At 62.4% G+C, this 21,988-nt stretch carries 21 protein-coding genes; 10 read left to right on the forward strand and 11 right to left on the reverse strand.

Annotated features, from left to right (window positions below; genetic code table 11):
* Positions 1–35: 35 nt before the first annotated feature.
* From HX812_RS19040 to HX812_RS19050, 3 genes are read right to left on the reverse strand one after another with little or no spacing between them, the layout of a single operon-like run.
* Positions 36–623, reverse strand: coding sequence for an HAD family hydrolase (locus HX812_RS19040; protein WP_038847561.1), 588 nt, complete (start codon positions 621–623; stop codon positions 36–38).
* The gene (tesB, locus tag HX812_RS19045) at positions 620–1,489 is read right to left on the reverse strand and encodes an acyl-CoA thioesterase II (protein WP_016976734.1); all 870 of its coding nucleotides are present in this window, start codon (positions 1,487–1,489) and stop codon (positions 620–622) included. The genes HX812_RS19040 and tesB overlap by 4 nt, the downstream gene beginning before the upstream one ends.
* A 38-nt stretch (positions 1,490–1,527) precedes the next feature.
* Complete coding sequence (locus tag HX812_RS19050) at positions 1,528–2,097, reverse strand: GNAT family N-acetyltransferase (protein ID WP_033897913.1); 570 nt, start codon at positions 2,095–2,097, stop codon at positions 1,528–1,530.
* Positions 2,098–2,172: 75 nt separating this feature from the next.
* Between HX812_RS19050 and HX812_RS19055 the strand changes: the two genes are divergently transcribed.
* From HX812_RS19055 to HX812_RS19065, 3 genes are all read left to right on the forward strand, one after another.
* Positions 2,173–3,093: a histone deacetylase gene (locus tag HX812_RS19055; RefSeq protein ID WP_038847559.1), complete on the forward strand. Its 921-nt coding sequence runs from the start codon at positions 2,173–2,175 to the stop codon at positions 3,091–3,093.
* Positions 3,094–3,322: 229 nt separating this feature from the next.
* On the forward strand, positions 3,323–6,646 hold the full coding sequence (locus tag HX812_RS19060; protein WP_038847557.1) for a type III effector HrpK domain-containing protein: 3,324 nt from the start codon (positions 3,323–3,325) through the stop codon (positions 6,644–6,646).
* A gap of 73 nt (positions 6,647–6,719) precedes the next feature.
* Entirely contained in the window at positions 6,720–7,949 is a 1,230-nt protein-coding gene (locus HX812_RS19065) for a TIGR03862 family flavoprotein (RefSeq protein ID WP_038847555.1), read from the forward strand.
* An 80-nt stretch (positions 7,950–8,029) separates the two neighbouring features.
* On the opposite strand, the gene HX812_RS19070 is transcribed toward HX812_RS19065, so the two are convergent.
* The gene (locus tag HX812_RS19070; RefSeq protein ID WP_038847552.1) at positions 8,030–9,364 is read right to left on the reverse strand and encodes a DEAD/DEAH box helicase; all 1,335 of its coding nucleotides are present in this window, start codon (positions 9,362–9,364) and stop codon (positions 8,030–8,032) included.
* A 48-nt stretch (positions 9,365–9,412) separates the two neighbouring features.
* Positions 9,413–10,309 carry a drug/metabolite exporter YedA gene (yedA, locus tag HX812_RS19075; protein ID WP_033896507.1) on the reverse strand — a complete coding sequence of 299 codons (897 nt, stop codon included), beginning with the start codon at positions 10,307–10,309 and terminating at the stop codon, positions 9,413–9,415.
* Positions 10,310–10,469: 160 nt separating this feature from the next.
* Here yedA and HX812_RS19080 point away from each other — a divergent pair, with 160 nt between their 5' ends.
* Positions 10,470–10,931 (forward strand): Lrp/AsnC family transcriptional regulator, encoded by a 462-nt coding sequence (locus tag HX812_RS19080; protein ID WP_016976725.1) that lies wholly within the window; start codon positions 10,470–10,472, stop codon positions 10,929–10,931.
* 88 nt (positions 10,932–11,019) lie between these two features.
* On the opposite strand, the gene HX812_RS19085 is transcribed toward HX812_RS19080, so the two are convergent.
* Entirely contained in the window at positions 11,020–11,268 is a 249-nt protein-coding gene (locus tag HX812_RS19085; RefSeq protein ID WP_038847548.1) for an acyl carrier protein, read from the reverse strand.
* 233 nt (positions 11,269–11,501) lie between these two features.
* Between HX812_RS19085 and HX812_RS19090 the strand changes: the two genes are divergently transcribed.
* Positions 11,502–11,801, forward strand: a complete 300-nt coding sequence (locus tag HX812_RS19090; RefSeq protein WP_038847545.1) for a DUF6124 family protein — start codon at positions 11,502–11,504, stop codon at positions 11,799–11,801.
* A 202-nt stretch (positions 11,802–12,003) separates the two neighbouring features.
* Here the strand turns inward: HX812_RS19090 and HX812_RS19095 are convergent, their stop codons facing one another.
* The 3 genes from HX812_RS19095 to HX812_RS19105 form a co-directional block, all read right to left on the reverse strand.
* Complete coding sequence (locus tag HX812_RS19095; protein WP_038847543.1) at positions 12,004–12,615, reverse strand: PolC-type DNA polymerase III; 612 nt, start codon at positions 12,613–12,615, stop codon at positions 12,004–12,006.
* A 25-nt stretch (positions 12,616–12,640) separates the two neighbouring features.
* Positions 12,641–13,117 carry an NYN domain-containing protein gene (locus tag HX812_RS19100; protein WP_033896500.1) on the reverse strand — a complete coding sequence of 159 codons (477 nt, stop codon included), beginning with the start codon at positions 13,115–13,117 and terminating at the stop codon, positions 12,641–12,643.
* A 117-nt stretch (positions 13,118–13,234) separates the two neighbouring features.
* A complete protein-coding gene (locus HX812_RS19105; protein WP_038847542.1) occupies positions 13,235–13,972 on the reverse strand; it encodes a DUF2076 domain-containing protein in 738 nt (245 codons plus the stop codon).
* A 176-nt stretch (positions 13,973–14,148) separates the two neighbouring features.
* On the opposite strand from HX812_RS19105, the gene HX812_RS19110 reads away from it, so the two are divergent.
* A complete protein-coding gene (locus tag HX812_RS19110; protein ID WP_033896516.1) occupies positions 14,149–14,808 on the forward strand; it encodes a YciC family protein in 660 nt (219 codons plus the stop codon).
* A gap of 40 nt (positions 14,809–14,848) precedes the next feature.
* Complete coding sequence (locus HX812_RS19115) at positions 14,849–15,937, forward strand: endonuclease/exonuclease/phosphatase family protein (RefSeq protein WP_038847540.1); 1,089 nt, start codon at positions 14,849–14,851, stop codon at positions 15,935–15,937.
* On the opposite strand, the gene hrpB is transcribed toward HX812_RS19115, so the two are convergent.
* Positions 15,938–18,445 (reverse strand): ATP-dependent helicase HrpB, encoded by a 2,508-nt coding sequence (gene hrpB, locus HX812_RS19120; protein WP_038847538.1) that lies wholly within the window; start codon positions 18,443–18,445, stop codon positions 15,938–15,940. It abuts the gene before it with no gap.
* Positions 18,446–18,569: 124 nt separating this feature from the next.
* On the opposite strand from hrpB, the gene HX812_RS19125 reads away from it, so the two are divergent.
* Both HX812_RS19125 and HX812_RS19130 read left to right on the forward strand, forming a co-directional pair.
* Positions 18,570–18,989 carry a hypothetical protein gene (locus HX812_RS19125; RefSeq protein ID WP_016978610.1) on the forward strand — a complete coding sequence of 140 codons (420 nt, stop codon included), beginning with the start codon at positions 18,570–18,572 and terminating at the stop codon, positions 18,987–18,989.
* A 15-nt stretch (positions 18,990–19,004) separates the two neighbouring features.
* Positions 19,005–19,898: a cation diffusion facilitator family transporter gene (locus tag HX812_RS19130; protein WP_016978609.1), complete on the forward strand. Its 894-nt coding sequence runs from the start codon at positions 19,005–19,007 to the stop codon at positions 19,896–19,898.
* Here the strand turns inward: HX812_RS19130 and HX812_RS19135 are convergent.
* A complete protein-coding gene (locus tag HX812_RS19135; RefSeq protein ID WP_038847537.1) occupies positions 19,895–20,971 on the reverse strand; it encodes a DUF6515 family protein in 1,077 nt (358 codons plus the stop codon). The two genes, HX812_RS19130 and HX812_RS19135, sit on opposite strands and share 4 nt — an antisense overlap.
* A 397-nt stretch (positions 20,972–21,368) precedes the next feature.
* On the opposite strand from HX812_RS19135, the gene HX812_RS19140 reads away from it, so the two are divergent.
* Positions 21,369–21,848 (forward strand): Lrp/AsnC family transcriptional regulator, encoded by a 480-nt coding sequence (locus tag HX812_RS19140; RefSeq protein ID WP_003194418.1) that lies wholly within the window; start codon positions 21,369–21,371, stop codon positions 21,846–21,848.
* Positions 21,849–21,988 lie beyond the last annotated feature (140 nt).

The following is a 21,988-nucleotide window of genomic DNA, read 5'->3' on the forward strand; positions in this document are numbered from 1 at the left end:
TTGCTCGCTCCCACATTGGGTCTTCAGAGATCGATCTAAATCATCCGGCGCAACACCGAGCAATCCTCGGCATGCCAATCCACCAACTCCGGCCACGGATTCTCCGGCAAATTCACCAACACCGTCCGCGCCCCCGCCGCCCGACCGCAGTCCAGGTCAAACCGATAATCCCCCACCATCACCATCTCGCTCGGCGCCACGTCCCAAGCGGCCGCCAGTTTCAGCAAGCCATCCGGATCAGGCTTGGGTTGCGCATCGTCACGCCCCAGCACGTCCTCGATGGCAAAGCAGTCTGCCAGACCGATCGCCTCCAAGGTGACGTGCGCCAGCTCGCGCGCATTGCGGGTCAGGATGCCCAGGCGATAACCACGCCCGGCCAACTCGCGCACCAGCGCCACCGCACCTTCAGCCGCGACCGAACCCAGCGCCAACTCGCGCTCATGTTCCAGCAACCAGGCATGCTTGGTCGCCGCGACATCCGCCGGCAACGCCGCCAGGTGCGTGAGGATGTCGTCCTCGGGCGGAATCTCCAGGGCCACGCGAATGGCCGCGAAGTCATGCACGGCGACCGTGAGGGTGCCGTCCATGTCGAACACCCAGTGTTTGATGTCCGACAGACTCATGCCCAATCCTTGCGATGGCGAATCAGGCCTTCCTGGGTCACCGAGGCCACCAGTTGCCCGGCGCGGTTGTACACGCTGCCACGGGAGAAACCCCGGGAATTACCGGCCCATGGGCTGTCCATGGCGTAGAGCAACCAGTCGTCGGCACGCAGGTCGGCGTGGAACCACAGCGCATGGTCAAGGCTGGCGACTTGCATATCTTTCTGCCACACGGTCTTGCCATGGGGCAGCAAGGAGGTGGTCAGCAGGCCGAAGTCCGAGGCGTAGGCCAGCAGGTATTTATGCAGCGCCGGCGAGTCGGCCAACGCGCCATCGGCACGGAACCACACGTACTTGACCGGGTCGGACGGCTGCGGGTTGAACGGGTCTTTTTCGGTAACCGGGCGCACTTCGATGGGCTTAGGGCACAGCAGCTTGTCACGCATGTGCTCGGGGATCAGGTGCGCGCGCTGCTGGGTCAGCTCCAGCTCCGACGGCAGGTTTTCCGGGCCCACTACCACAGGCATGGTGGTCTGGTGGTCGAAGCCTTGTTCGTCGTACTGGAACGAGGTGGTGCAGGTGAAGATCGGGTGGCCCTTCTGGATCGCGGTCACACGGCGCGTGCTGAAACTGCCGCCATCGCGCACACGGTCCACCGAATACACCACCGGCAACTTCGCATCGCCGGGGCGCAGGAAGTAACCGTGCAGGGAATGCACGTGCCGCGCTTCTTCTACGGTCTGGCTGGCGGCCGACAGCGACTGGCCGAGCACCTGGCCGCCGAACAGTTGGCGAAAACCCAGGTCCTGACTGCGGCCGCGAAAGAGGTTTTCCTCGATCGGCTCCAGGGTCAGCAGGTCCACCAGATCTTCCAATACTTGGCTCATAGAGCAACTCCTACAATCTATGGGGCATTCCGGGCTGCTTATCCGTGCAGCGTGTCCAACCATTGGGCGCGGGTGATGCGGTACAAAACATGAGGGCGCAGCGGGTCATCGGCTGCGACCTTGGGGTGTTCAAAATCTGCCTGGGGATCGTAATGCATACCGATGGCCTGCATGACTTTTTGTGAGGGCAGATTGGCCTCCGTGGTGAAGGCGACGATTTCGTCCAGTTTCAAACGATCAAACCCACAGCGCAATGCGGTCCAGGCCGCCTCGCTGGCATAGCCCAGCCCCCAGTGTTCACGGGCCAGGCGCCAGCCGATTTCCACCGCAGGGGTAAAATCAGCCTCGAAACTGACATTCAGCAACCCGGTGAGGCCGATGAATTCACCCGTGTCCTTGCGCTGCAAAGCCCACAGGCCAAAGCCATACTCGGCGAAGTGCCCACGAATGCGGCCGATCAGCGCGGCGCTTTCCAGGTGACTCAGCTTGGCCGGGAAATAGCGCATCACCTGTGGGTCGGCGCACATGCGCGCAAACTCCGCCAGGTCGCTGTCGCGCCATTGGCGCAGCACCAGGCGTGCGCTTTCCAATTCCAGTATCGGCTCCATGGGTCCCCTCCCTTGCCATGTGCGTGAGTGTACAACGCGGGTAAGATGCGTCGCAGGTTCCCGTCAGAAAATCCCATGCCTTTGCCATTGATCTACCACGATGACTACAGCCCCGAGTTCCCGGCGGACCACCGGTTCCCCATGGACAAATTCCGCCTGTTGCGCGACCACCTGGTAGACAGTGGCCTGACCGAGGACAGCCAACTGCTGCGCCCACAACTCTGCCCACCCGAGATTCTGGCCCTGGCCCATGACGCTGGGTATATCGAGCGCTACATGGGCGGCGAATTGTCCCGCGAAGACCAGCGCCGCCTCGGCCTGCCCTGGAACGAAGCCCTGGCCCGCCGTACCGTGCGAGCGGTGGGCGGTTCGATTCTCGCGGCGGAACAAGCCCTGGAACACGGCCTGGCCTGCCACCTGGCCGGCGGCACCCACCACGCCCACTACGATTACCCGGCAGGCTTCTGCATCTTCAATGACCTGGCGGTGATCAGCCATTACCTGCTGGCCAGCGGCCGGGTCAGCCGTGTGCTGATCTTCGATTGCGACGTGCACCAGGGCGACGGCACCGCGCGCATCCTCCACGACACACCGGACGCCATCACCGTATCGCTGCACTGCGAAAAGAACTTCCCCGCGCGCAAGGCCCAGAGCGACTGGGACATTCCGCTACCCATGGGCATGGGCGATGCCGACTACCTCAAGGTGGTGGACGATGCCCTCAACTACCTGCTGCCGCTGTACCAACCCGACCTGGTGCTGTACGACGCTGGCGTCGATGTGCACAAGGACGACGCCCTCGGTTACCTCAAGCTGACAGACCAGGGCGTCGCCGCCCGCGATGAAAGCGTGATGCGCCACTGCCTGGGCCGCGATATCCCGGTGATGGGCGTGATCGGTGGCGGCTACAGCAAGGACCGCCCGGCCCTCGCCCGCCGCCACGGCATCCTGCATCACAGCGCGCAACGGGTGTGGACGTCATCAGGTTGTCACTGAAATGTGGGCGTTACCCACAATCCCTGTGGAACCACCTGTGGATAACTTGAGCGTAACGGCCTGAAAGCCAGTAGCCGTATAGCCCGCAAGAAACTGTACGTTTTTTGACCAGATACTTTTCCACAGCCGTGAAACGTTGTGGAACTTGGCGCCGGCGGCCGTTTTGCAACAAAACTGCCGCACGCCGTCGTCAACCTGAAGGCCTCTCCCGCTTTCAGAGTACCCAGCGATGGCAACTTACAAGATCGGCAGTAGCGCGACGCCCGGCAATGACGACGCCCTGAAGAAAGTCGCCGCCACCTTCGACGTGGCGATGTCCCGCGCCCTCTCCGGCTTCAAGGAAGCCGCCCACCCCGGCAACTTCAAGGTGCTGGCGGTAACCGATAACACCAAGGACAAAAAGATCGCCGACGTCAAAGCCACCGGCGACCAGGAAGCGATCAAGCGCCTCAACGACCCGAACCTGGCCGACATCAGCAACACCGGTGTGCCCCTGGCCAACATCGCCAGCATCACCAAGATTTCCGACAACGTCCTGGAGCTGAAAACCCGCGACGGCAAGGACATCATCATTATCAAGCAGATGACCCCGTACCTGTTCGAAGGCATGGCTGGCAAAGTCGACGCCGTGGACGCGCTGAACAAGAGCAAGGCCGACGGCTACCGCATCGCCCAGGCCGGCGACACCGCGCCGGGCCTGGACACCTACAAGGGCATCGGCCCGGCCGATGAAGTCGGGCCGGGCATGATCCGTTACGAAACCCTGTCGGGCGACAAGGTCATCGTCAGTAAGGAAACCAATAGCGACCTGTATGAAAAGGTTAAGTCTGACGGCGAAACCTGGGGCCTGATCAACGACAGCAAAAATGACGGGTATCGCCTGGCCGGTGCCGATGAGGCCGGCAGCGTGAGCCTGGTGGGCACGCCGGAAGAACTCGGCCACGGGCTGATCCGCTACGAGACCGCTTCCGGCGACAAGATCATCGTGTCCCAGGCCATCAGCCCCGACCTGTACGCCTCGGTGGTCAAGGAGTCCAACGGCATCTTTGGCGTCGACGGCGCCGTGGACACCAACTGGATCGACAACTCCAAGTACGCCAGCGCCAAGGACTGGGACAAGATCGTCGGCAACACCAGCGGCACACCGACCCAGGAAGAACGCGACCTCGACCGCCCGCGCGCCGCCTCGAAAATGCTCAGCGACAACTGGGACAAATGGGGCCTGCACGACCGCCCCATCGACTTCTCCAACCCGCCCGCCGACCTGCCACCCGAAGCCCAGGCTTGCCTCAAGTACCTGGCCGGCAGCCCGAGCCTGATGAACGCCCTCGACAGCGGCGGCCTGGGCAAAAGTGATGGGGTGATTACCCACGCCGATGTGGATAAGTTCATCAGCCAGTCGAACAAGGATCTGTCGGCCGCTTCGAAGTCCTACAGCACCTTCCTCAGCAAGAACCCCGATGCCACCGGCTTGGCCAAGGAAAACGCCAAGTCCGCCGCCATCGTCATGGCGAATATCTCCCTGGTAAGCAGCGCCGGCCCGGAAATGCAGGGGCCCAACCAGCGCGCCAACAATGGCAGCCTGAACACCGCCAACCTCAAGGCGATCAAGGATGACTCGGGCCTGAGCCCCGAGCTGACCGGCGCGGCAGGCTATTGGTCCACCCCCGGCATGCTGCGCACCCTCGACATGGCCGGCGACCTGCCCGCCACCGCCAAGGCCGACGGCATCACTCAACAGAAAAACCTCGGTGCCTGGCTGGAAAACCAGGCGCCCAAGGACGACCACGGCGTGTTGATGATGCTCAGCAACGCCGCGGTGCGCAGCTCGGTGGCCGACGTCGACACCTCCAAACTGACCAAGGACGTGCTCGAACACCCGGAGAACTACGACGGCAAGACCAAAGCCGCCGTGATGATGGAAATCAGCGACGCCCGCGCGCGCATGGCCGCCAGTGACAAAGTGGGCGACGGCGACCTGTATGCGGGGATTACCGCGGACACCGAATACCACCTCAACCCGACCAAATCCAAGGTCACCAACCAGCTCGACGCCGCCATCGGCCAGCTGTCCAGCGACCCGGACGTGAAGACCTTCTTGGCGCAGAACCAGGCGTCCGGCATGCGCGATATCGTCAACAGCGACCCGGCGATCAAGCATGAGCTGCAGGCCTACCAAGACGGCCAGATCAACAGCGGCAACGTGCTCAACACCGCCCTGAACACCAAAGGCGCCGATGGCAAACCGCTGTCGCTCATGGACGCCCTGAGCCTGGCCGGCACCGACGCCACCCTCACCGACCTGGCATTGGGCGGCGATGGGCATGTGGACCTGAGTGTCATCGCGCAAAAGTCCGGCAAGTCCGGGGACATCGAGCAGTTCTTCAAGGACCACATCCTCAACGGCAAGGACCTGGAAGACGCCCTCGCCCAGCCGAATGCCGACCCGATGACCGCCATCGGCCAGTACGCCGCCCACGCCGAGCTGCTCAAGGAATTCCTCGGTGACAAGGTCTCGGCCCAGGACTCATCGACGGTGCAGCAGTACGTCAACCAGGCGGTGTCCGACTCCCTGGTCAACGGCGCCAACGACGACGTGCTCAAGGGGGCGTTCGGCGATGCCAATGGCAACTTCGACGAAGCCAAGACCACGGCCATCATCGAGAAAGCCATGGCCGACGACCCGGAGATGTTCAAAGACGCCACGGGGGCGCAGATCAAGCCGCAGGACGTGATCTCGTTGATCCGCTCGATGTGGGACGTGAACCGCCAGGGCGAGAAGATCAGCGACGTACTGCCCAAGGCCGTGGATGGGCTGAAGCTCAACGTCAGCGATTCGTACAAACAGGGCCTGCTGCACATCGGCAGCGCCTTGCTGGCCGGCGGCGTGCTGGCGGCGCGCTCGGCCACGGGCGGCAACAGCCCGGCAGACAACGCCGGGCGCGTGGCGGCAGGCATGCAGTTTGCCGGCCTGATCACCGAAGGCGGCACCAAATACGCCAAGGAAGCCGGCTACGGCATGACCTGGAAACCCACGCCGATCGATCCGAATAAACCCCAAGGGATCGGCGACTTCCCCACCGGCAAAATGGTGCAGAACACCGACGGCCTCAACCGACTGGGCAACCTGGGCAAGATCGTCGGCGGCACCGGCAGCTTTATCGGCGGTGTGTTCGGCCTGATCAGCGGGGTCAACAGCGCGTTTGCCGGGGATAAACTCAACGCCGGCTTCTCCCTCACCAGCGGCGCCCTGGGCACCGGCGCGGCAGTGGCCTCGATCATCGAAGGCGGCGCGGGCCTGTTCGGCATTGCCGATGCGGCGGCCATCGCGGGGACCTTCGCCGGCGTACTGGGTTGGGCCACCGCCGGCCTGGGCATCGTGACCAGCTTTGTGTTCCCGATCATCGAGGTGGTGAAGCGGGAAAAACAACAGGACGCGTTCTTTGGCAACCTGGTGCCGACCCTGGATAAATATGGCCTGACGGGCGGCCCGATCACCGACGCCGACCGCAAGGATGAATACCCGCCCTACGCCAACACTGGTTTTGCCTGAGTACTTTTTGCCTAACGGCACGGGGCGCGCATTGCTTACAATGGGCGCCCTTTGTTTTTGACCAGGCCTGCCGATGTCCGCTACTGCTCCTTCCCACGTTGCCATCATCGGCGGCGGCCCTGCCGGGCTGATGGCCGCCGAAGTTCTGAGCCAGGCGGGCGTGCGGGTGGACCTGTACGACGGCATGCCCTCGGTGGGGCGCAAGTTTCTGCTGGCCGGCGTGGGCGGCATGAACATCACCCACTCCGAAGCGTACCCGGCGTTTCTGTCGCGCTACGCCGAACGCGCGCCGCACATGGCCCCGTTGCTGCGTAGTTTCGGGGCAGAGGCGTTGTGTGAATGGATTCATGGCTTGGGCATCGAGACGTTTGTCGGCACCTCCGGCCGCGTGTTTCCCACCGACATGAAAGCCGCGCCCCTGTTGCGCGCCTGGCTCAAGCGCCTGCGCGACCAAGGTGTGGTTATCCACACCCGTCATCGTTGGCTGGGTTGGAATGCCGAGGACGACTTACTTATCCACAGCCCCGACGGTGAGAAAACTGTCCACAGCGACGCCGTGCTGCTGGCCCTTGGCGGCGGCAGCTGGTCGCGGTTGGGATCTGACGGCGCCTGGCTCAAGTTGTTGGAGGACAAAGGCGTGCCTTACGCCCCGCTGCAACCGAGCAACTGCGGTTTCGAGGTGTCGGCCTGGAGCGAATTGATGGTCAGCAAATTCGCCGGCGCGCCGTTGAAAAACGTCGCGATTGGTTTGGGTGACGACAAGCCACGCCTCGGCGAATGCGTTATCACCGCCAGCGGGATCGAAGGCAGCCTGATCTACGCGTTGTCAGCGCCGATCCGCGAAGCGATCAACCGCGACGGCTCGGCCACCGTGCACATCGACCTGCTGCCGAGCAAGGCGCTGGACAAGGTTCAGGGCGCCTTGGACAAACCCCGTGGCTCACGTTCGATGAGCAAACACCTGCACAGTCAGTTGGGCTTGGATGGGGTCAAAGCCGCACTGCTGCGCGAGTTGGCGCCGGCCGACCACTTCAATGATCCGGCGCAATTGGCGGTGGATATCAAGGCGCTGCCTTTGACTCTGGTAAAGACCCGGCCGATGGATGAAGCCATCAGCACAGCGGGCGGCGTGCCGTTTGAGGCGTTGGATGAGCGCTTGATGCTCAAGCAATTGCCGGGGGTGTTTTGTGCGGGGGAGATGCTGGACTGGGAAGCGCCTACGGGCGGGTATTTGCTGACGGGGTGTTTTGCCAGCGGGCGGGCTGCCGGGCGCGGCCTGTTGGAATGGCTTAACCGACGCTGAGGATCCTGTGGTGAGCGGGCTTGCCCGCTCACTACAACAAGCCCGCTCACCACAGACAGCGCTCTCAATGCAGCAGTAACTTACTTCTTCTTACGCGGCCCGGTATTGAACACCGGCACCTTGCGCACCGGCTTGATCGACGGCTCCGCCGGCGCCACGTCCCCGCTGTCTACCCACTTGCCGAGGTTGCGCTTACCGCCACCGCCCGAGGTTTTAGGCTTTTTCGGTTTCTTTGGCTTCTTCACCACCTGCCCGCTGGCATCGGTGTCCGGCACGCGGTGTTCCGGTTCGAAGTCCTGCTCCATGTGGCGGGCCAAGGTCTGACGCGTCAGCATCTCGATGGCCGACAGCATGTTCACTTCATCGGCACACACCAGGGAAATCGCCTCACCGGTGTTACCCGCACGCCCGGTACGGCCGATGCGGTGGATGTAGTCCTCGGCCACGATCGGCAGGTCGAAGTTGACCACCAGCGGCAAGTCTTCGATATCCAGGCCTCGGGCCGCCACGTCGGTGGCGACCAGGATCTGCACGTCACTCGACTTGAAACGGTCCAGCGCACGCTGGCGCGTGGCTTGCGGCTTGTCACCATGGATACCGTCGGCATTGATGCCCAGGCCCTGCAACTTATCCACCAGCGCATCCACGCCATTGCGGGTCTTGGCGAACACCAGCACCTGCTTCCAGCGGCCTTTGCGCATCAGGTGCACAAACAGCTCCGGCTTGCGCTTCTTGTCCACCGGCACAATCCACTGCTTGACCGTGTTGGCAGCGACGTTGCGCGGGCTGACTTCGATGCTCAGCGGGTCGTTGAGCATCTGCCCGGCCAGCGTGCGGATCTCATCGGAGAAGGTCGCGGAGAACAGCAGGGTCTGGCGCTTCTTCGGCAGCATGCGGTAGATGTTCGCCAGCTCTTCGGAGAAACCCAGGTCGAGCATGCGGTCGGCTTCGTCCAGCACCAGGGTTTGCAGTTGGTTGAGTTTCAGCGCGTTCTGGCGGAACAGGTCGATCAGGCGGCCCGGCGTGGCGACCAGAATGTCGACGCCTTTGCGCAGCTTCATCATCTGCGGGTTGATGCTCACGCCGCCGTACACCGCGTAAGTGGTCAGCGGCAGGTTTTGCGCGTACTCGGCAACGCTGGCGTGCACCTGCTCGGCCAGCTCGCGGGTCGGGCACAGGATCAGCGCGCGTGCCGAGTTGGCGGCGACTTTCGGCCCTTCCATCGTCAGCAGTTGCAACAACGGCACGGCGAAACCGGCGGTCTTGCCGGTGCCGGTCTGGGCCGCAGCCATCAGGTCGCGACCGGCCAGCACCGCCGGAATGGCTTGCGCCTGCACCGGCGTCGGGGTCTGGTAGCCAAGCGTCTCAAGGGCGCGCAGCAAGGGTTCGATCAGGCCAAGGGAGGCGAAAGTCATGTGTTTACCGTAGGAAAAATTCAGCGCAAGGTCGCAATGCGCCGCAGTTTACCTTATTTCCGCCTTCGGCTTGCGCCACTGGGGCAGGCTGATCAGCAGGACGGCGCTGATAATCACCAGCATGGCCAACGCTTCTTCCAGACCAATGGTCTCGCCGACGAACACGATACCGAGCAATACAGCGACCGCCGGGTTCACATAGGCATAGCTGGTCGCCGCCGCCGGGCGCACATGCTTGAGCAGGTACATATAGGCGTTGAAGGCGATGATCGAACCGAACACGGTCAGGTAGGCCAGGGCCAGCCAGCCTTCCAGCGGTGGCACGGCCTGCAGGCGCTCACCGGACAGCGCGCTGATGATCAATAGCGCGACGCCCGCCACCAGCATTTCCGCAGCACTCGCCATGGCGCCTTGGGGCAGCGGCAATTGCCGGCTCCACACCGAACCGAACGCCCAGGAGGCCGCCGCCACCAACAGCAGCACAGCGCCCATCGGGCTCGACTGCAACGTGCTGCCCATATTGAGCATGGCGATGCCGATGATCCCCAGGATCACCCCCGCCCACTCCAAGCGAGTGTTGCGCGCGCCCCAGAAATACCCACACAACAAGGTGAACAACGGCACCGTCGCCACGGCCAACGCCGCCACTCCGGACGACACGCCCATGTGTTCCGCCACGCTGACACCGCCGTTGCCCACGGTGAGCAGCAAAAGACCGATCATCCCGGCAGCCTTCCACTGCGGCCACGTTGGCGCCGGCACCCCGCGCCAGCGCAGGAAGCCATACATCAACGCCCCCGCCGTGCAAAACCGAATCCCCGCCAGCAACAACGGCGGCCAGTACTCCACGCCGATGCGAATCACCAGATAGGTGGAACCCCAGATCACATACAGCGCAAAAAAGGCGGCGATCAACGGTAAGGGAAAGCGACGTGGGCCAGGCATTGGGTGGCTCTATGGCAGGAGATGGGAGGCTTATTCTAAAAAGGCAGGTCGTTAAACATAAGTTACAAAACCTGTTTAAAACGCCAATACACTTTTCAAAGCATGGTTGTGAAGGCTATAAACCGTGCTTTCGAAAGTCACTCGCAACCGGAGCCTTATCATGGACAAATACGACCGCATGCTCCTCAGCGCCCTGCTCGAAGACGGCCGCGCGTCCTACGCGCAACTGGCCCGCACAGTAAACCTCTCCGCCCCCGCCGTGGCCGAGCGCGTGGCCAAACTGGAGGCCAGTGGCGTGATCACCGGGTATCAGGCCAAGGTGGACCTGTCCAAAGTGGGCTTGCCGATTCAGTGCGTGATTGAGCTGCGCTTGACCAATCACGGCAGCCAGAAGGTGTATGACGCGTTGGCGGAAATTCCGGAGTTGACGGAGTGCCATCGGGTGACCGGCGATCCGTGCGTGATCATGCAGGCGGCGGTGGGGTCGATGCCGGAGCTGGAGAGCTTGATCAACCGCGTGGCGAAGTTCGGGTTCAGCAAGACCTCGATTATTTTGTCGAGCGCGATAGAGCGGCGGGTGCCGTTGGGGCAGTTGGAGGGCAATGGAAAAAGTGGTGGCTGAACCGCCGCCATCGCCGGCAAGCCGGCTCCCACAGTTGAAATGCATTCCAACGGTAGGAGCTGGCTTGCCTGCGATGACGCCAGTTGCATCAAAGCAGATTTGAGCGCTCAACAATCAAATCGACAATCTGCTTGATCGTGGTGATGTGATCCCAATCTGCCTGAGTGGCTTGCAGATTGAACTGCCACTTGATCTGCATGACGAAGCAGGTCAAGTCGTCATCAAAGATCTTAAAGTCATGGATGAAATCCGTTTGCTCTGTCACTTGGCTGCGGTCGATGAAGCCAACGATATCGACGAACAGTTGGATTACCTTTTCGCTGATCTCGGCTCTCATTTGGCTAACTCTCTTTTCTTCTCCCCCGATATCGGAACAGATACCAGAGGGCTGTTCTAGATGGCCAGCAAGACCGCTCCGTTTCACTTGCGGGAAGTTTCCGAGCGAGCTTCAACCCCTTGCTCCGCAAAGACTGCACCACTAATCTGCCCCACGTCATCGGCCCCTCGATGACCGGAAGTGCAAGCCGAAATTGACGGAAGGAGCGAGTCAAATACTCTGGAGTTCTGAACATGATCAAAGCAACTTCCACATCGAACGCAAACTTCCTCAGCGAAGACGCCCTGCTCAATCGCCGAGCCATCGACTACTACCTCAAAGCCTGCGCCCCGGATGCACCCAATTTCATTCTGAATGACAACCTGAGCTTCGAAGACGCGCTCGCCCATGCGGCGGATTTGCTGCATTGCGCGGTGGAGACGGTGCAGGAGTCGGCTGAGGTGCTGAGCGCGCAGCAGCGGGCGGTGATGCATTTGGTGGGGATGGCGAAGGGGGTGGTGGATCGGGCGTTGGAGTGTGTGCAGCCACAATAGCCTGACAACCGAGACGTTGTGGTGAGCGGGCTTGTCCCGCGCTGGGCTGCGGAGCAGCCCCAATTAAGGGCGCCGCGTTCTTTCAGTTAGAACGGAGTGTCAGGTTTTGGGGCTGCTACGCAGCCCAGCGCGGGACAAGCCCGCTCACCACAAAAAGCCCGCTCACCACAAAAGCACGCTCCCACACGGATTTGTGGCGAGGTCAGAACCCGCGATGCTTCTTCAGATGCTCATTGATCTTCGCCGCCGGCACTTTCTGCAAGGTGCACAGCAGGTCGTGGGACAGTTCACGCAAGCCATGCGTACCACGCAGCTCTTGGGCCAAATGGGCCGTGAGGTTGGCCGCCATCTCCGCATCCGCCATCGCCCGGTGGGCCTTGCCGGTGTGGGGCAGTTGGGCGTAGGCGTTCAGGGTGCCGAGCTTGTGGTTGGGCGCCGATGGCATGAGGCGACGCGCCAGTAGCAACGAACAGGCGAACTTCTGCAAACGGGTGCGGCGAATCAACCCCAGCTCAAAGTCCCAGAACTTCTGGTCGAACGCGGCGTTGTGCGCCAGCAACGGTGTGACGCCGACGAACTCATTGACCTCATTCATCACCCGCTCCGCCGGCGGCGCGCTGCGCAGCATGGCGTTGCTGATGCCGGTGAGTTGTTCGATGAACGCGGGCACATGCACGCCGGTTTTCATCAGGCTCTGGTAGCGGTCCACGATCTGGCCACGCTCAAGGATGACCACCGCGATTTCCGTGGCCCGGCAGTGGCTGCTCGGGGTGATGCCGGTGGTTTCAAAGTCGATGACCGCTATACGTTCCAAACCTGTTCCAACTCCGTCTTGGCATTTATTTGAGCAACAACGCGCCTTCGATCGGCACATAACGGCTGGCGGCGCGTATCAATGAATTGGCCGTCAGCCCTGGTACACCATAAGCCACGGCTTCGACGCCATGCTTGTGGATAACCCGGTCGAGCAGCATGTCGAAATCACCGTCGCCGGAGGCCAGCACGATTTCGTCGACGTGGTCGGCGGCGTCCATGATGTCGATGGTGATGCCCACGTCCCAGTCGCCCTTGGCCGAGCCGTCGCTGCGCTGGATGTAGGGCTTGAGTTTTACCGTAAAGCCCAGGTTGCGCAGGATCTGCTGGAATTGCTGCTGCTTGCTGTCGCCACGGTCGATGGCATACGCGTACGCCTCGACGATCTGCCCGCGCGAGCTGATGTCAGCCCACAGCGCGGCGTAGTTGAAGTGGCAACCATAGGCCTGGCGGACGGTGTAATAGAGGTTTTGCACATCGGCGAACACTGCAATTTTCTTCACCGCACTTCCTCATGACAGCCAGGCGCCAGGGCCCGGAAAGGGTGCCAGTATGCCAGCCGCGAGAAGGTTTCCGGGAAAAATCAGACCGGGGCGACTAGTCGCCCCGGTCTGGGTGGGTCAGACGAAGGAATCGTCATCGCCGAAAGAAGAAGAGTCGTCGGAATAATCGCTGTCGGCAAAGCTGTCCGAGTTGTTGCTGCCCCAGCTGTCATTGCCGGCGTACTTCTGGTCGTCGTTGCCCCAGTTGCCGTTGTCACTGGCAGGCGCTGGCTCTTCGCGGATGATTTCTTCCACGACTTGCGGCTGTTGCGAGCTGTGGTTGAACAGGCTGCTGATGCCTTCGGCCAGCAACACACCACCGGCTACGCCGGCCGCAGTTTTCATCGCGCCGCCGAGAAAGCCGCTGCCCACCGGAGCGGCCGGAGCAGGTTGTTGATAATTCTGCTGCGGTGCAGGCTGGCTGAACCCAGGCCGCGCCGGTTCGCGCCAGCCGCCACCGGAAGACGGCGGTGCACTTTGAGCCGGCTGCTGATCACGGGAACCGCCACCGCCAAAGATGCTCGACAGGAAACCACCGCTGCTCGCCGGAGCAGGCTGCGCGGATTTAGCCCGCTGCAGCTCTTCCTGCAATTGCTGGATCTGTTGCGCCTGCTGCTTGTTCTGCGCGTCGAGGCTCTTGAGCGCATGTTCCTGCACCAGGATCGACTGGGTCATGTAATACCCGGCCGCCGGTTGGCGCGTCATGTGCTCCTTGATCCGCGCTTCGGCCTGGGCGTCGCGGGGGGCTGAGTCCGTTTCGGCTTGTTGCAACCGTGAAAACAGTCCATCGATCAGGGTTTGCTCTTCGCTGTTCATGGCGACCTCGTTAGATTGCCGGTAGAAATCGTGGTCTCGCCTTTAATCAGGCGCCGTCCTAGTTATGGGGGTGTTACGAGTTGTTTCAATGGTCTTTACTCAAGGTTTACGTTTGCTTACCTCCGGTGATGATCGGTTAAAGTGTTGCCCTTGCTTTCAGGCCTGCGATGAACTTGATGAATCCGTTAGACGTGCTGCGCGACTCCTTCCGTTTCACCCAACGCAACCTGGGCGCCATCGTCCAGCTGTGTCTGCCGTTGGTGATTTTCGAAGCCCTGCTGCAACAGGTGCTCAACCACGTCGTCGGCCCGGATGCGTTTCCCGGCTATAGCGTGGTGGTGGGGTTGCTGGTGTACCCGCTGTATACCGGCGCGCTGATCCTGTTTCTGGACGCTCGCACCCGTGGCGAGTCGCCGCGCACTAAAGATGTGTGGGCCATGGCCCTCACGCTATGGCCGCGCTTCGCCCTGCTGACGGCCATGAGCACGCTGCTGATTCTGCTGGGGCTGTCGCTGTATTTCCTGCCGGGGCTGTGGCTGATGGTGGTACTGGCGTTTGCCGAGTACTTGCTGGTGCTGCGCGGCATGCCAGCGTTGGCGGCAATGAAGGAAAGTTTCCGCCTGAGCCGTGGGCATTTCTGGCTGATCCTGGTGTGCCTGCTGTGTGTGATGACGCCGCTGTGGTTGCTCAAAGGCGCCAGCGTTGCGGCCTACCCAACGCCCGCGCCGCTGCTGGGGCTGTTTCTGGACAGCGCCCACAGCTTCCTGCAGCTGTTTACCAGCGTGGTGCTGTTCCGTTTATTCATGCTGATCGGTGGCGATGCCGACGCGCGGTGATATGCTCCGTGCCACCTCTGAAACGCTATAAGCCGAGCCGATGACCCGTTTATTGCGCATCACCTTGCTGGGCCTGTTGATCATTGCAGGCCTGCTCACCGCCCTGATCTACAGCCTGACCTGGCGCCCCGAGGCGAAGGAAACCCTGCCGGTGAGCTGCGTCGCACCCCGCGCGCCCACGCTGTTGCCGGGGCAAGCGCTCAAGGTCATGACCTGGAACGTGCAATACCTGGCCGGCAAGAACTATGTGTTCTGGTACGACACCGCCGACGGCAGCGGCCCCGACGACCGCCCCACCGTGGAAGACATGGCCGCCAGCCTCGACGAAGTGGCGCGGGTGATTCGCGATGAACAACCCGACATCCTCCTGCTGCAGGAACTCGACGAAAACGCCAAGCCTTCCCACTATCAGGACCAACTGGCCCTTTTGCAGGAGCGCCTGGTCGACCTCTACCCGTGCAGCGCCCAGGCCTTCGACTGGAAAGCCGACTTCGTGCCAGACCTGCACATCTTCGGCAGTGTCGGCCGCAAACTGGCGACCCTCAGCCGCTACCAGATCGAACACGCCGAACGCCTGCAACTGCCGACGCCCGAGGCCAATATCCTCAGCCGCCAGTTCCAGCCCAAGCCCGCCTTGCTCCTGACCTACCTGCCCTTGAGCGATGGCGGCCAACTCGCGGTGCTCAACACCCGCCTGGACGGCGTTGCTCCTGGCCGCAGCGCAGTGCTGGAGCAGGTCAAAACCACGGTCAAACTGCTGGATAAATTCGAAGGCCGTGGCACGCCCTGGCTGATCGGCGGGGACTTCAACCTGCTGCCCCTCGGCCAGTTCCTGCGCCTGGACGCCACCAAACGCGGGCAGTATTCGCCGGACAGCGAGCTGCATTTGCTGTGGGACAAATACCCAATGATCCCGAGCAATAGCCAATCCAGCGGGATTGATCGTGAGCAATGGCTGACGCACTTCCCCAACGACCCGAGCGTGGACGGGCCGGATCGTACGCTGGATTACCTGTTCTACAGCCCAAGGATCAAGCGGGTGGAAGCCAAGGTGCGGCAGGAGGATACGTTGCGTATTTCCAACCATTTGCCGGTGATTGCGCGGTTCCTGCTACCGGCCGCGCAATAGTCACTTGCGCGGTTTGATCCGCGCCGTCGCCTCGGCCACCAATGGATCATCCGGCCAATAGTGCTTGGGGTACCGCCCCTTCAAATCCTTCTTCACCTCGGCATAAGTACTGCGCCAGAAGTTCGCCAGATCCTGCGTCACCTGCACTGGCCGCCGCGCCGGGGACAGCAAATGCAGCTTCACCACCTGGCGGCCGCCAGCAATGCGCGGGGTGTCGGCCAGCCCGAACAGTTCCTGCAAGCGCACCGCCAGGATCGGCGGCTGTTCGCTGTAGTCCAAACGCACCGACGAACCCGACGGCACTTTCACATGCTGCGGCGCCAGTTCGTCCAAACGTTGGGGCAGCGGCCAGGGCAGCAGGTTGTGCAGGAAGCTTGAGATGTCCAGGTTGGCGAAATGGCTCAAGCGCGAGACTTTGCCCAGGTAGGGCATCAGCCAGTGTTCGAGGCTGGCGAGTAGCGCCTTGTCACTGAGGTCGGGCCATTCGCTAGTTTTGCCGGCGTCGAGCTGGCGCAGCAACATGAGGCGGGCCTGCCATTGGCGCAGTTCCGGCGTCCACGGCAGCAGTTCCAGGCCTTTGCGGCGGACCAGGTTGACCAGCGCCTGGCTGCGGGCGGACTCGTCGAGGCCGGTGAGCGGTTCGCGGCTGAGCACCAGTTCACCGACTTTGCGTTGGCGTTCGGCGCGCAGGACGCCTTCGCGTTCGTCCCAATCCAGCTGGTCGACATTACGCACTTGCTCGGCCAGCACCGTGTCGAACAGCGCCGGATCAAAATCCGCCGCCAGGTAGATGCGCTCTTCACGCTGGCCCTGCCGGCTGCCCAGGTCAGCGATGACCAGCCAGGCTTGTTTCATCAGGCTGTCGGCTTCGGCGAACAGCGCCGCGCGGCCGTTGGCCAGGCGATATTCAGCACCGCCGGGACGACGCTGCTGGGCGACGCGATCCGGGTAGGCCAGTGCCAGCAAGGCGCCAAGCCAGCGCGGATGATCGGGGTCGGCAACGGCTTGAGTCGCCTGGCCTCTCAAGTAACCGCGATATTGTCTCGCCAGTTGCTTGGCCCGCTGCACGCCGCCTTGGGTGCCGCGTGCGCGTTCTTCGCCGGACAACAGCGCCAACCGACTGTGCAAATCCGCACCGCCACCGCGCAAGATATCGCGCTCTCCCAGCAAGGCGGCCACGTCGCAGGCCGTCGCGGCCAACCCAAGATCCTGCCCGCGCAGCAGCAGATGGGCGATACGCGGATGGGCCGGCAACTCGGCCATCTTCTGCCCATGGGCGGTGAGTTTTTCTTCATTCAAGGCGCCGAGGCGCACCAGCAAATCCTGAGCCTGGCCGTATGCAGCGGTTGGCGGCACATCCAGCCACACCAGTTGATTAGGCGTGACACCCCAACGCGCGAGTTGCAAGGCGAGGCCGGCCAGGTCGGCGGCGAGGATTTCCGCACTGCCATAAGCGGCCAGGCCTTCGTGCTGGTCCTCGGACCACAGGCGATAACACACGCCCGGCTCCAGGCGCCCCGCCCGGCCGGCACGCTGGGTGGCGCTGGCGCGGGAGATACGTTGGGTGTCGAGGCGGGTCATGCCGCTGCCCGGGTCGAAACGCGGCACCCGCGCCAACCCGGCGTCGATCACCACGCGCACGCCGTTGATGGTCAGGCTGGTCTCGGCAATGTTGGTCGCCAGCACCACTTTGCGCTTACCGGTCGGGGCCGGGTCGATGGCGGCGCGTTGGGCGTTGAGGTCCAGTTCGCCATGCAGCGGGCACAGCAGCACATCGGTGCGTTCGCCGAGGGCGTCGGCCAGTTGCTGGTTGACCCGACGAATCTCGGCCTGCCCCGGCAGAAACACCAGCACGCTGCCGGTTTCGTCGTGCAGGGCTTCGAGAATGGTCTGCACCACACGCGGTTCGATGAACTCGCCGGGCTGATAAGGGCGCCCCCAGCGCATCTGCACCGGGAACATGCGGCCTTCGCTGCGCAGGATCGGCGCGTCGTCCAGCAGACTGGCCAGGCGCTCGCCTTCAAGGGTGGCGGACATCAGCAGGATTTTCAGCGGTTGGTCATCGCGAAACAGTTCGCGGCCGTTGAGGCTCAGGGCCAGCGCCAGGTCGGCGTCGAGGCTGCGTTCGTGGAATTCGTCGAAGATCAACAAACCCACGCCGTCCAGCGCCGGGTCATCCTGCAGGCGGCGCGTAAGGATGCCTTCGGTGACCACTTCGATGCGCGTGTTGGGGCCGACTTTGCTGTCCAGACGAATGCGATAGCCGACGGTTTCACCGACCTTTTCGCCCAACTCACTGGCCAAGCGTTCGGCCGCCGCACGGGCTGCAAGACGGCGCGGTTCTAGCATCAGGATGGTCTGCCCGGCCAGCCAGGGTTCGTTCAATAATGCCAAGGGCACGCGGGTGGTTTTACCGGCGCCGGGGGGCGCTTCGAGCACGGCTTCATGGCGATTCGCCAAGGCGTCACGCAGTGCAGGTAAAACTTCATCAATCGGCAACGAATTCATACTGGCTCCAAAGCAGAGCGGCGAGTATAACGGCGAACTGCCGAGTGCCGACGATGGTCTCAAGGCCATTGCCATAAGGCCGTTGCTATATAGTCCCGTATCAACCGTGTTCAGGAGAGTCTCCATGCGTATCGCTTCCCGTGTCATTGGCGGTGTCCTCGCCGTCACCCTGCTGAGCCAATTGACGGCCTGCGGTTCGATCTTCTATCCGGACCGCCGTGGCCAGATCGACGGCAAGATCGACCCGACCATCGCCGTGCTCGACGCCGTGGGCCTGCTGTTCTATGTGATCCCTGGCCTGATCGCGTTCGGCGTGGACTTCGCCACCGGCGCTATCTACTTCGAACCGGGCAAGACCGCCCAGGTCGATCCGCAGAAACTCCACGAAGCCATTGGCGCCGACGGCAAGGTCGACAACGCCAAGCTGCAAAGCATCATCCAGAACGAAACCGGCCGCAGCCTGCCGCTGGACGACCCGCGCATGATCCAGTTCAAGGGCAGCGTACAACAGCTCGCCAGCCTGGGCCTGCAACCCGCCGCTTAAGGATCCGAGCCGCCTATGACCAGCAGTCCCGAACACGCCAGGCTCTTGCGCCTGGCCACCCGCGCCTCGGTGGGCGTGGCTTGTGCGCTGATTATCACCAAGGCCATCGCCTGGTGGCTCAGCGGCTCGGTGAGCATGCTTGCCGGGTTGACCGATTCACTGCTGGATGGCGTGACCTCGCTGCTGAACCTGGTGGCGGTGCATTACGCGTTGCGCCCGGCCGATGACGATCACCGTTATGGGCACGGCAAGGCGGAGTCGCTGTCGGGCATGGCCCAGGCGCTGTTTATCGGCGGCAGTGCGGTGTTGATCGCGTTCCAGGCCTATCAGCGTCTGCAACATCCGGAACCGGTGGGCGCACCGTGGTTGAGCATTGGCGTGATCGTGTTTTCCCTGGTACTGACCGTGGCGTTGCTGATGCTGCAACACCGGGTGATCCGCGAAACCGGGTCCAACGCCGTGCGCGCGGACTCATTGCACTACCGCTCCGACCTGATGCTCAACGGCAGCATTTTGGTGGCGCTGGTGTTGGCGGGGTTTGGCTACCATCAGGTCGACGCCTGGTTCGGCCTGGGCATTGCCGCCTACATTTTGTGGAGCGCCATCCAGATCGCCCGTGAAAGCTTTGCAGTGTTGATGGATGAAGAACTGCCGCCGGACGTCAGCCAGCACATGCTGGAACTGGCCCGTGGCGTACCGGGCGTCTTGGGCGCGCATGATTTGCGCACGCGGATTTCCGGCAGCCACTGGTTTGTGCAGCTGCACCTGGAATTACCGGGGGAATTGACGCTGTCAGTGGCCCACGGCATCAGCGACCAGGCCGCCGATGCGATTCACAAGGCTTACCCGCGTGCCGAAGTGCTGGTGCATGCCGACCCGCGGGAAGTGGTCACCGGCAATAAAACCTAGTATTGCACCTGATAACCACGACTGCTCAGGCAGTTGCCCTGGGCCTGGCGGTAGGTTTGCACCACCGCCGGATCGGGAGCGTAGGTGACTTGCTGCGGGTCGAAGCCACTTTGCTGCACGGCCCAGCGATAACAATCATAACCGTCCTGCTGCACCTGGGCCGGTGACTGGCCGTTGGCGGGGTACGCCACCACGTCATAGCCATTGCCTTGGGGCGCGGGCTGCGGTGCCGGTACGGCGGCCGGCGGTTGCACCACCACGTACTGCTGGGAGCTGCTTTCGTAGGTGTAGTAGGAACCCGCCGCGAGGAAGAACAGCGCGCTGCCGATCCACACTTCACGGGCGTAGTCCGGCAGGTAATGCACACGGATGCCATACGGCGGCGTCACCACCACATAACGCGGGCCTTGCGGGCGGTACCAGTAGCCGCCGGAGTAGAAGTAATCCTGGCCACGGTAAGGCACGCGGTAATTGCGATCAGGGAAACGGTCGATCACGTAGCCGGGGCGATGTTGCGGGCCTGGGCCCCAACCGTTGCCATGGCCGTCGGGGCGACCGGGCCAGCGGTTGTCGCCGGGATGACCATTGCCATTGTTGTACCCACCGCCATTGTTACCGGGACGTGAGCCTGGGCCGCCGGCTTCCCAGTGTTGGTTGCCGTCATTGCGTCGAGGGATGTCACGGTAATAGCCCTGGCGCGGTTCCTGGGTCTGGCGCACGGTGTCGGGGCGACTCTGGATCGGCAGGTTATTTGAAGGCTGGGGTTGTGGCTGCTGAACTGGCCGCCCCTGCTCATTGCCTTGCGGACGCCCTTGCCATTGACCACCACCGTTCTGGCCACCGCGATCAAAATGTTGATTCTGCGGGCGTGGCTGGTTGTTTTCCGGCCGTGGCTGAGTGTTCTGCGGACGCGGCTGTTCATTACCGCCCCCTGGCCGTGCGCCCTGCGACCCTCTTTCATGCTGACCACCGCCCTCACCGCGCGGCCCGTTGTCCCGTTCGTCGGCCACTGCCTGGGCGCCAACGGTGACCACCAGCAAACCTACACCTGCCAAACGCCAGATGCGCTTCATGCTATTCCTCACTGCGGATTAGGGCCTGTCCATGAGACTGGAAAAGCCAGGCCCGGTTCTCGGACAGGTTATCAGCAGGTAAAAGAAAAGGGGTGACCCGTCGGCCACCCCTTGAGAACTTCGTCCTGGCTCAACGCTTTTGACGTTGGCTCACCTCACGCCGTCTTGTGGACAGTGTGCAGCCTGGAGGCCGGCTCAACCCTGCTGGGGTGGCGGCCGCAGCGGGCCTGATTGGGCGGGCTGCTGTGGACTGTTGTCCAGGCGGTGATTCTGTTGATAAAGATACCCGCCAGCGCCCGGCAGATGATTGCGAAGATTGCGTCAATAAACAGTGCTTGCGCAATTTTTAACCCTTCATGGATAATTCACCGCAATAGTTACGACATAGGCCATCCCAATGAGCAAGCTTGACCGATACGACCTGAGTATTTTGGCGGAATTGCAACGTGATGCGAGGATCTCCAACCAGGAGCTGGCCGAACGCATCGGCTTGTCGCCGTCGCCGTGCTCGCGCCGGGTCAAGCAGTTGGAGGATGACGGCTACATCGCTCGCCAGGTCGCCTTGCTCGACCGCAAGATGCTCGGCCTGAGCCTGACCGCCTATGTATTGATCGGCATGGACCGCCACACGCCCGAACGTTTCGAGAATTTCGAAGCGGCGATCCGCACCCTGCCCCAGGTGCTGGAATGCAGTTTGGTCACCGGGATGGATGCGGACTATCAGCTGAAAGTAGTGGTGCCGGACATGGACCACTACCAGAAACTGCTGCTAGGTCACCTGACCCGCATTGAAGGCGTGACCAGCGTGCGCTCCAGCTTTGTACTGAACCAGGTGCTCAACAGCACCGAGTTGCCGCTGACGCACCTGCGCACCTGATCTCAAGAACAATGCAGATCCCCTGTGGGAGCGGGCTTGCTCGCGAATGCAGTCTGTCAGTTAATACCTATATGACTGATACACCGCATTCGCGAGCAAGCCCGCTCCCACATTTTGACCGTGCACGACGCAGGTCAATG

The organism is Pseudomonas sp. IPO3749, from assembly GCF_013386605.1.
GTDB classification, from domain to species: domain Bacteria; phylum Pseudomonadota; class Gammaproteobacteria; order Pseudomonadales; family Pseudomonadaceae; genus Aquipseudomonas; species Aquipseudomonas azotoformans_A.

Coding starts and splice junctions, on each gene's coding strand:
- HX812_RS19040 (WP_038847561.1), bottom strand. CDS start 623: ATGAGTCTGTCGGACATCAAACACTGGGTGTTCGACATGGACGGCACC.
- tesB (WP_016976734.1), bottom strand. CDS start 1,489: ATGAGCCAAGTATTGGAAGATCTGGTGGACCTGCTGACCCTGGAGCCG.
- HX812_RS19050 (WP_033897913.1), bottom strand. CDS start 2,097: ATGGAGCCGATACTGGAATTGGAAAGCGCACGCCTGGTGCTGCGCCAA.
- HX812_RS19055 (WP_038847559.1), top strand. CDS start 2,173: ATGCCTTTGCCATTGATCTACCACGATGACTACAGCCCCGAGTTCCCG.
- HX812_RS19060 (WP_038847557.1), top strand. CDS start 3,323: ATGGCAACTTACAAGATCGGCAGTAGCGCGACGCCCGGCAATGACGAC.
- HX812_RS19065 (WP_038847555.1), top strand. CDS start 6,720: ATGTCCGCTACTGCTCCTTCCCACGTTGCCATCATCGGCGGCGGCCCT.
- HX812_RS19070 (WP_038847552.1), bottom strand. CDS start 9,364: ATGACTTTCGCCTCCCTTGGCCTGATCGAACCCTTGCTGCGCGCCCTT.
- yedA (WP_033896507.1), bottom strand. CDS start 10,309: ATGCCTGGCCCACGTCGCTTTCCCTTACCGTTGATCGCCGCCTTTTTT.
- HX812_RS19080 (WP_016976725.1), top strand. CDS start 10,470: ATGGACAAATACGACCGCATGCTCCTCAGCGCCCTGCTCGAAGACGGC.
- HX812_RS19085 (WP_038847548.1), bottom strand. CDS start 11,268: ATGAGAGCCGAGATCAGCGAAAAGGTAATCCAACTGTTCGTCGATATC.
- HX812_RS19090 (WP_038847545.1), top strand. CDS start 11,502: ATGATCAAAGCAACTTCCACATCGAACGCAAACTTCCTCAGCGAAGAC.
- HX812_RS19105 (WP_038847542.1), bottom strand. CDS start 13,972: ATGAACAGCGAAGAGCAAACCCTGATCGATGGACTGTTTTCACGGTTG.
- HX812_RS19110 (WP_033896516.1), top strand. CDS start 14,149: ATGAATCCGTTAGACGTGCTGCGCGACTCCTTCCGTTTCACCCAACGC.
- HX812_RS19115 (WP_038847540.1), top strand. CDS start 14,849: ATGACCCGTTTATTGCGCATCACCTTGCTGGGCCTGTTGATCATTGCA.
- hrpB (WP_038847538.1), bottom strand. CDS start 18,445: ATGAATTCGTTGCCGATTGATGAAGTTTTACCTGCACTGCGTGACGCC.
- HX812_RS19125 (WP_016978610.1), top strand. CDS start 18,570: ATGCGTATCGCTTCCCGTGTCATTGGCGGTGTCCTCGCCGTCACCCTG.
- HX812_RS19130 (WP_016978609.1), top strand. CDS start 19,005: ATGACCAGCAGTCCCGAACACGCCAGGCTCTTGCGCCTGGCCACCCGC.
- HX812_RS19135 (WP_038847537.1), bottom strand. CDS start 20,971: ATGAAGCGCATCTGGCGTTTGGCAGGTGTAGGTTTGCTGGTGGTCACC.
- HX812_RS19140 (WP_003194418.1), top strand. CDS start 21,369: ATGAGCAAGCTTGACCGATACGACCTGAGTATTTTGGCGGAATTGCAA.